Below are 4,422 nucleotides of genomic sequence, written 5' to 3' on the forward strand. Positions count from 1 at the left end.
GTCCTCGGGTACGCACACCTATGAGCTCCGATACTCGATCCCCGGGGTCCTTGACCCTGGCAGCACGGGCGAGAAGAAGAGCTTCCCCTCCGTCGTCGGAGATCCGGACTCGACATCGGTGTTCTTCTGGAACGTCATCGCGCCGTCGTGGAACAACGAGATCCAGCACGTCCGTGTCCGCGCGACGCTGCCGGCCGACGTCACCGGTGCCGAGTGTTCGGTCGGCATCGGCACGGGGCGCAGGTGCGACGGGCTCGCGGTGTCCGGCAACACGATCGAACTCAGCGCACGGGACCTGGCGCCCCGCACACCGGTGACCCTGCGAGCGGGGGTTGACGTGCCGACCCCGGCGCGGATCAGCCTGCCGTGGTCCTACGACTGGGACCGCATCCTCGGTCGCTCGCTGGGCGGTGTGATCTGGGTGTTCGGCCTCTCCGTCGCGGGCGCGCTGATCGCGTACCTCTGGTACCGCACCACCGTTGAGCCAGATCCGGGCTTTCCCGTGCAGTACGGCCCACCCGCTGGCCTCGGGCCGGTGCAGACCGAGTACATCCGCACCGAAGCAGTTCCGAAGAACGGATTGACGGCCACGCTCTTCTACCTCGCCGAGCGGAAGCTGATCGACCTCAGGCAGGTCAACGACGACCAGTGGAACGTTCGCGGCACGGCGCCACCCGCGGCGTGGGCCGACGTCGATCCCGTCAGCATCGCCGTCGGGTCGGCACTCAAGGTGATGGGCCCCGGCAAGGAGTTCGCGGCCAAGAAGACCGCCACGGCAGGCAAGAAGCTGAACTCGGCCAAGGTCGACATGACCGCGGCGGTCCACGCGTGGTCGATCGGCGACGGTTTGATGGTCAAGCGCAAGAAGGAACTCTGGGTGCGCTGGTTCAACCTGCTGGCCGTGATCGCGGCAGTCTGCGGTTTCTTCCGGTGGGGTTTCCCGGCGACCATGTGGGGGCTGCCGTTCATCGCGTTCTTCCTGTTCTCCAAGAAGTCGTGGTCCGACGGCGTCGGCACCCGGCGGACGGCGACGGGCCGCCAGTTGTGGTCGCAGGCAGGCGGATTCCACCGGTTGCTGTCCACCGATTCGGCGGAGACGCGGTTCGACTTCGCGGCGCGCAAGGATCTGTACACCGCCTACATCCCGTTCGCCATCGCGGGCGGCGCCGCGGCGCTGTGGGCAAAGAAGTATCAGGACACGGTGGGAGCCGTTGCCCCGCAACCCGATTGGTACAATTCCTCGTCGACGTCGACCGGCTGGGGCTTCAGCGGTCACTCCAGTGGACCGAACTTCGACAGCTTCGAATCGGCGCTGTCGTCGTCGATCGGCGCATACACCGCCTCGCAGTCATCGTCGTCCTCGGGCGGAAGCAGCAGTGGCGGTGGCGGGGGCGGCGGAGGCGGCGGCGGAGGGGGAGGAGGCTCGTGGTGAGTTACGTGCTGATCTTGGTCGTCGTGCTGCTGGTGCTCGTCCTGGTGGGCTTCGTCATGGGCTACAACAAGATTCGCTCAGCCGACGTTCGGGTGTCGGAGGCGTTGTCCGGCATCGACGTCGAGCTGACCCGGCGGGCGTCGCTCATCCCCAGCCTGGTGCACACGGTGCAGACGTTCGCCGCGCACGAGAAAGGTGTGCTCGACCACGTCACCGACGCACGGGCCGCGCTGACGTCCGCGACGGGCGGAAAGTCGGTCGCCCAGCGCAGTGCCGCGGAACGGGAGCTCGACACTGCCCTCGGACCGCTTCTCGCGCTTGGTCAGACCTACCCGCAACTGAACTCGTCGAGCAACTTTCTGAACCTTCAGGACAATCTCGCCGACACCGAGAACAAGCTTGCGTTCGCCCGCCAGTACTACAACGATGCGGTCGCCACGCTCAACAAGTCCGTCACCACGATTCCGTGGATGTTCGTCGCGCCGCTGGCCGGAGTGTCCGAACGCGAGTACTACCAGATCAGCAGGTAAGCAGTGCGACTCATCTTTGCGGGCACCCCGGAACCCGCGCTCCCGTCGTTGCGGCGGCTCATCGACTCCCCACATCACGACGTCATCGCCGTGCTGACGCGACCCGACGCCGCGTCCGGTCGTCGTGGCCGCCCGGCGCCGTCACCGGTCGCACAACTCGCCATCGACGCCGGTATCCCGGTGCTGCGCCCGCCGCAGCCCAACGGCGGCGAATTCGTGGCGGAGCTCCGCGAATTGGCACCCGACTGCTGTGCCGTCGTGGCCTATGGAGCCCTGCTGCGCGACGATTTGCTCGGCGTCCCGCCGCTCGGCTGGATCAACCTGCATTTCTCGCTGCTGCCCGCGTGGCGCGGTGCGGCGCCCGTGCAGGCCGCCATCGCAGCCGGCGACGAGGTGACGGGTGCGACGACGTTCCGCATCGAGCGCGGCTTGGACTCGGGGCCCGTGTTCGGCGTGGTCACCGAGACCGTTCGGCCGACGGACACGGCCGGTGACCTCCTTGACCGACTGTCGATTTCGGGCGCCATGCTTCTGGAGAAGACCATGGACGGCGTCGCCGACGGCTCGCTGACTGCGGTGCCGCAGCCGGCCGACGGCGTCACCGTCGCACCCAAGATCACGGTCGAGGAGGCGCGCGTGCGCTGGGACCTGCCCGGCCGTGTCGTCGAAAGAAGGATTCGCGCAGTGACGCCAAATCCGGGGGCATGGACCATGATCGGAGACGTGCGGGTGAAGGTTGGCCCGGTCACCGTGAGCGGCGGAGAACCCCTGCCGCCCGGGCTGATTCGCATCGATCGTCAAGGAGTGCACGTGGGTACGTCGTCGACCCCGGTGCTACTCGGTGACGTCCAGCCCCCCGGCAAGAAACCCATGAGGGCCGCCGACTGGGCCAGGGGTGCCCGCCTCGACGAGAACGCGAGCGCCCAGTGACCCGCCCGCAGGGCGGCCGGCGGCCACCGCGCAAGCCGCTCGACCCGGCGCGGCAGGCGGCCTTCGACGTGCTGCGCGCCGTATCGGAGCGCGATGCCTATGCGAACCTGGTCCTCCCCGGACTGCTTCGCGAACGTCACGTCGCCGGGCGCGACGCGGCCTTCGCCACCGAACTCGCCTACGGTGCGTGCCGCGCGCTTGGCCTGCTCGACGCCGTCATCGTCCATGCGGCCAATCGCCCGCTGGACCGAATCGACCCGGTGCTGCTCGATCTGTTGCGGCTCGGTTCCTATCAACTGCTGCGCACTCGCGTGGACGCGCACGCCGCAGTCGACACCACAGTCGAGCAGGCTGCCATCGAATTCGACACGGCGCGTGCCGGTTTCGTCAATGGAACGTTGCGGACGATCGCGGCCCGCGACGAGCAGTCCTGGGTGGCCGAGCTGGCGCCACCCGCCGATCGCGACCCCGTCGGCAACATCGCCTTCACCCATGCCCATCCGCGGTGGATCGGGCAGGCGTTCGCCGATGCTCTCGGCGCCGATGCCGGTGAGCTCGGCGCGCTCCTGGCCAGTGACGACGACCGTCCGCTGGTGCATCTGGCGGCCCGGCCCGGCGTCTTGACGGCGGAGGCGTTGGCGCAGGCCGTCGACGGCGAGGTCGGGCACTACTCGCCGTACGCGGTCTACCTGTCGGGTGGTGACCCCGGTCAGCTCGACGCGGTGCGCGACGGGGCTGCGCAGGTGCAGGACGAGGGCAGCCAGTTGGTGGCAAGGGCGCTGACGCTGGCACCGCTCGACGGGCCCGACGGACGATGGCTGGACATGTGCGCGGGTCCCGGTGGCAAGGCCTCGCTGCTGGCCGCCATCGCCGCCGGGTCGGGCGCTCGCGTCACGGCCGTCGAACCCACGCCGCACCGGGCGGAGCTCGTCGAGCAGGCCGTGGCCGGTCTGGACGTCGAGGTGTTGCGCGTCGACGGCCGCGAGACGGGCCTTCCCGCCGAATCGTTCGACAGGGTGCTGGTCGACGCGCCGTGCACGGGGCTAGGCGCGCTGCGGCGACGGCCGGAAGCGCGTTGGCGGCGCCAACCGGGTGACGTGCCTGCGCTGGCGAAACTGCAGAAGCAACTGTTGGCCGCCGCCATCTCACTGACCCGCAACGGCGGCATCGTGCTGTACGCGACGTGTTCGCCGCACCTGGCGGAGACCGTCGGGGTGGTGGCCGACGCGCTGCGCCGCCAACCCGTCACGGCGATCGACACCCGGCCGCTGTTCGACGCGGGTTCGACACCGATGACGGGTCTCGGGCCGGGACCGTACGTGCAGTTGTGGCCGCACCGGCATGGCACGGATGCGATGTTCGCCGCGGCCCTGCGGGTGCAGCGATGAATCCCGACCCAACCCCGGGTCGCTTCGCTCCTGCCCGCCGACCCAATGACCCCGGGTCGCTTCGCTCCTGCCCGCCGACCCAATGACCCCGGGTCGCTTGGCTCCTGCCCGCCGACCCAATGACCCCGGGTCGCTTAGCTCC

General features: G+C 69.2%; 4 protein-coding genes. All 4 read left to right on the top strand.

Features of this window, described 5'->3' with window-relative positions; translation table 11 throughout:
* Positions 1-1,432 (top strand): DUF2207 family protein (locus QOD90_RS17855; RefSeq protein ID WP_526352074.1); only part of this gene is annotated, 1,432 nt, incomplete at its 5' end.
* On the top strand, positions 1,426-1,962 hold the full coding sequence (locus tag QOD90_RS17860) for a LemA family protein (protein WP_526352076.1): 537 nt from the start codon (positions 1,426-1,428) through the stop codon (positions 1,960-1,962). The genes QOD90_RS17855 and QOD90_RS17860, both read left to right, overlap by 7 nt.
* Positions 1,963-1,965: 3 nt before the next feature.
* The gene (fmt, locus tag QOD90_RS17865) at positions 1,966-2,892 is read left to right on the top strand and encodes a methionyl-tRNA formyltransferase (protein ID WP_526352078.1); all 927 of its coding nucleotides are present in this window, start codon (positions 1,966-1,968) and stop codon (positions 2,890-2,892) included.
* The gene (locus QOD90_RS17870) at positions 2,889-4,280 is read left to right on the top strand and encodes a transcription antitermination factor NusB (protein WP_526352080.1); all 1,392 of its coding nucleotides are present in this window, start codon (positions 2,889-2,891) and stop codon (positions 4,278-4,280) included. Before fmt ends, QOD90_RS17870 begins: the two co-directional genes overlap by 4 nt.
* Positions 4,281-4,422 lie beyond the last annotated feature (142 nt).

The sequence above is a fragment of the Mycobacterium sp. genome, assembly GCF_032161845.1.
In the GTDB taxonomy this organism is placed as follows: domain Bacteria; phylum Actinomycetota; class Actinomycetes; order Mycobacteriales; family Mycobacteriaceae; genus Mycobacterium.